The following is a 4,441-nucleotide window of genomic DNA, read 5'->3' as shown; positions in this document are numbered from 1 at the left end:
GCGGGGTAGAGCAGCCCGGTAGCTCGTCAGGCTCATAACCTGAAGGTCACAGGTTCAAATCCTGTCCCCGCAACCAATATTACCAATAACTACAATGCATTACGCCTCGCGTTCCGCGGGGCTTTTGCTGTCCAAATTCCAGGTCAACAATAGGTCAACAAAACAACCCAAACTGCGTGCGAATCCAGCACCTTAGTAGCCAAACCCGCACTCAACCGCGTGAAACCGGTGATAGTTCGTGTTCAACAGGGCAGATGCGGAAATTCACGCAAATTCGGCGAACAGGGTGTCGAGCGTCCCGCAGGCCCCAGATGGCGGAAGGATCAAAACTCGCTGCTGCAAGCAGAAAGGCAGCACCCAAAGGCGCAGCCCATTGGACTTGGGAAACTCGAAAACAGGCAGCGCCTGGCTAAAAGCTTCTGTCTTTGGATAGACGAGGACAATGTCGCCATGGCCATCTAGATAGCTCTGTCCATAAGCATAAAGCTGATAGAAATCTACCTGACTCAGCCCATACTTGTCCGTTCCATTGCTCTTCTTCTTGATGTCCAGCAGCTTCCATTTCGTATCCAGGACAAGACAGTTTGAGCCCGAAGCCTTCACCAGGAAATCTGGCTTCAGACGGAACCAGTTTTGTTCAAGATGTCTCACGAGCGAAAAGGTCTTTACCTGTGGTTTCAGATGGAAAGGGGAAGAAAGCTGTCGTTTTAAATGCTTGGCGACAAAGGCCTCAAAAACTGCCTCCATTGGAACTAGCAATGATGGCGATCGGTGCCCGCCGGTTCCGGTCAAAGGCGACTCGTGCTCTAGGATCAACCTTGCCCAGGCTAGGGCGTCCGAATAGTGAGCCATGCCGCGATCCAGGCGCACCCGTAGCAAATCGACCGACGGACGTTCGGAGATTGGCACATCGACAAACACAAAGCATAGTTCTCGTGCGAGCCGCTCGTTCGTCTGTGATCCTGTCCATGACAGAACCTGACGTAACGCAGCATGCAGAAGCCGGTTTTCCGCGCGATCCGGAGAGAAATCGTCGAATTCGGCAAAGAAGCGATCTCGTCGGCAAAGATTCTGCCGCAAGTGTGCTGCCATCTGCAGTTTGCCATGTAGCGCAAACATATTGTCTTGCAGGGCACTATAGTCACTGCGCAAGCCGCGTTTGACGATCTGCTCAACACTGCCAAGAAACGCTTCGATGAAAACCTCAAGCAAGGGCATTCGCGTGGCAGCTAGCTTGGCGCTGTCGGTTTGAATGTGCCGAAAGCCACCAAGGCAACGCAGCATCTCAATCAACAATTGCCTTGCTTGAACATCCCCACCTTCAGTGAGCTTGCCAACTTTCGGCAACACCTCGATCTGATAGCCGTCTGGAGCTCGAATGACTCCAACAAAGCTGGTGACCTGGATAGCGCGTTGACCGCGCTTTTGCGTTAGCCGCAACCAAGCGTGAGTTCCTGTGTCAGTAGCGGCCAATGCCTGCGCCTCAAGCCACTCAAATACGCTGAAAGGAACTTTACGTAATTCTTCCGATTCCTCAGCGCCGCTGTCTTGAGACACCAAGGCGCCGAATTCGTAGATTGTCACTCCACCCATTTGTGCGTCCCGATCCGAACCATCAGGAATGCGATTTGTAGATGCCGATATAGGCCATGGGCTGTCTGAAAGCCGACTCTTGCAGGATATAGCGCTGCCGTGTCGCGTAACTGTCTAGGCCATGATCGTTGCCGAACAGCTCAGACAAATCCTGATCGTGGTCGGCAGTTTCGCGGATGAATTGATCCGCTGCGTTGGCTTTCTGATTGTCGGCCAACACAAGTCGAATTTTACGCCAGTCCTCGAAGAAATACTCCTCCAAAAGTGGCAAGATACGATTGCGAAATATCGCTGCCAGCGTCTGGAAGCGATCCGCGTCGCTTTGTAACTTCACGAGCCCGGTGAAATAGGCGTGACCAATGCAATGATCACGATCATACAATGCCTCAATACGATCATTGATACGCTCGAGCATCAGGCGCACGTCGATCACGCCAGCCTCGGTCTTGACGACAAGCCCAGCGAGTGGTGCGCTGTCTGGCTCGGCCGGAATTTTCTCTGCACGAGTGTCTGGCATCAGCGGGACGAAATCGAAACGACGGCGCAAAGCCGTATCAAGTAGGGCCAGTGATCGATCCGCCGTGTTCATCGTGCCGATGATATCCACGTTGGCGGGTACAGAAAATTTCTCGCCGGAATAAGCCAAGGTAATTTCGGCCGACGGGGGGCTACCATCAAGGCGGTCCCTCTTGTCTCCTTCGATCAATGTGATCATCTCGCCGAATATCTTGCTAATATTGCCTCGATTGATTTCATCAATGACCATTGCCCAACGTTGATCCGGCGCCTGTCGGGCTTTGCGGCACAGCTCCTTGAATGCCCCCGGACGGATCTCATAGGCTACTTCGCCTTCTTCGGCATCGCCTGCCAGAACTGGCCGTAGACCTTCGACGAATTCCTCATAACCATAGGACTGGTGAAAGGTGACGAAACTGTAACGCTGAACAGTGGCATCGTCCTTTGGCCCAGCTTTCAGCTCATCTACCAGGTCACGCAGCTCAGCACCGATTTCGTCCCAGTCACCGGCAAACCGCCAAATGGAACCTGCTGATTTGTCAAAGATGGCGGGACCAAGCCGTAGCTTAAGGTTGACTGTGGTGGAATCTAGGATGGTATGGTTTTGAAGCGTTCCCCACAGCGTCTGATTTATGCCGCTGACACGGCTTTTGGCGCTAGCGATAGCCTGGATGAAGCGATGCGCAGCCAAATCCGGCACCTTTGCTTTGCCACCCAGGTCGTACAACGCTGCTGCCAAACCTTCCCACCACGTGAGCGCCGCGATTTTTTCGGAAATAATCTGATTGCGCCATGCATCGGCAGATATCGATTCGGCTTGTTGTTCATAGTCGCTCTTCAGTAATTGGGTCAGCGCGTAGGTTTTCCCGGTGCCGGGCGGTCCGTAATAGATGCGATTAACGCAGGCGGCGACAGGTTCGCTGGCCAGAACTTTTGTCGGAACGGCCTGAAATGAAGGTTCTTGATCGTTTCCGAAGTTGTTTGGCTCTATAGGCTCACCTGACAGCGCCGCCAACTCGGCCAAATCCATATCGAAGAACGGTTGAAGCAAGGCTGCCTCAAACTCTGGCAGATCATGCGTGCCTACAAGTTTGAAAGTGGAGCGATAGTTTGGCGACCAGCCCTTTTGACTGCCTTCATACTTACCATCCTTGACTGCCTTTTTAAGTACGCGATAGTGACGCTGAAGCCAGCCATCGCCTTTTTCACACGGTTCGGCTTCGGACGTAAATTGGCCAATCAGAACGACTTTTTCATTGCCGTGGCACAGATAGAACAAGGAACCTACCTCAGCTTTCTGAAACTCTTTTCCCTGACCTTTTTCAGTTTCGCCATGCATGACACCAAGGTTTTTTTCGAGGTAGGTTTCTCGCTCCTGAGGTGAAAAGTCCTTTACACCATGCGAAAGCTTCCAGATCTTGAGGAGTTTTTTGCTCACTGTTTCCCAGACTTCTTGCGCAAATTCCAGAATGCCAAGATCGGAAGGGCGTTTGGCAATTACTGCGTTCTGCAAAGTGGCCATATTGGATTTCGCTGTGTCGCCTAAGAAGGTGGCGAGCCAATCGCGTTTGAAAATATGCACCAGTACCGGCGCCTGCCGGTCTTGATAGTGAAAGGCGATCTTCCACTTGAAGGCCTCACCTAAATGTTCGAATGCTTCGATAGCGTCAAGGTCGCCCTCTGATGCAAGCTGCGCGACCTGCACAACATGTCCACGCACCTTCTCGAAGGCTTCATCCGCTGTGTCGCCAAGGGTTGAATACCAGCCGTAATCGTCAGAATAGCTAAGTTTGGCGTTGGACGGCTTGCTTTCAGTGCTTTTGCGAGAGAAGACCCCAAACTTGAACGCTGACCCGCCCCAGATACTGCCCATCTTGTCTAAGCGCGACTCGATCCAATAGGTGAAGCTGTCCTGCGAACCAGCTTGGGTATATTCGTCGATTGTCATCGAGGCCAAGCGCGACGCTGGCCAAACACTCAAGAATTCATCCCAGAGGGCGTACTGTTGCTGGAAGTCGGGCATTCGGAAAACAACTCGCTTTTGGGTGGATGGTTTGGACAATATTGATTTGACAGGTTTCCAGTTGAATCGACAGCATTTTCATGCTTTTGGGATCGTGACCAAGTGTGAGACAAACATGACATTTGGTCACGAACGTTCCCGGATCTCATCGTACCCACTTGTCCGCAACTGACCAAATCACCGAACCAATGGTCAGCAAAGCTCCTATTACTGGCTCAATGTCAGATGCTTCGGTAATCCTCCCCGTTTTAACGGGGTTTGGTCGTAGAACTCACGCAGCCATTTTCAGTTTCTGTGCGGGTGTTATGC

General features: G+C 52.2%; 2 protein-coding genes. Both read right to left on the bottom strand.

What is annotated here, in order from left to right; translation table 11 throughout:
- Positions 1-264: 264 nt before the first annotated feature.
- Positions 265-1,584, bottom strand: a complete 1,320-nt coding sequence (locus FHD67_RS19885; RefSeq protein ID WP_218062371.1) for an McrC family protein — start codon at positions 1,582-1,584, stop codon at positions 265-267.
- Positions 1,585-1,615: 31 nt separating this feature from the next.
- Positions 1,616-4,132 carry an AAA family ATPase gene (locus tag FHD67_RS19880; protein ID WP_139599817.1) on the bottom strand — a complete coding sequence of 839 codons (2,517 nt, stop codon included), beginning with the start codon at positions 4,130-4,132 and terminating at the stop codon, positions 1,616-1,618.
- Between the last annotated feature and the right edge of the window lie 309 nt (positions 4,133-4,441).

Source organism: Paracoccus haeundaensis, assembly GCF_006239215.1.
Taxonomy (GTDB): domain Bacteria; phylum Pseudomonadota; class Alphaproteobacteria; order Rhodobacterales; family Rhodobacteraceae; genus Paracoccus; species Paracoccus marcusii.
Note: the sequence above shows the minus strand (reverse complement) of the source record. Positions and strands in the feature narration are given on the sequence as shown.

Coding starts and splice junctions, on each gene's coding strand:
- FHD67_RS19880 (WP_139599817.1), bottom strand. CDS start 4,132: ATGCCCGACTTCCAGCAACAGTACGCCCTCTGGGATGAATTCTTGAGT.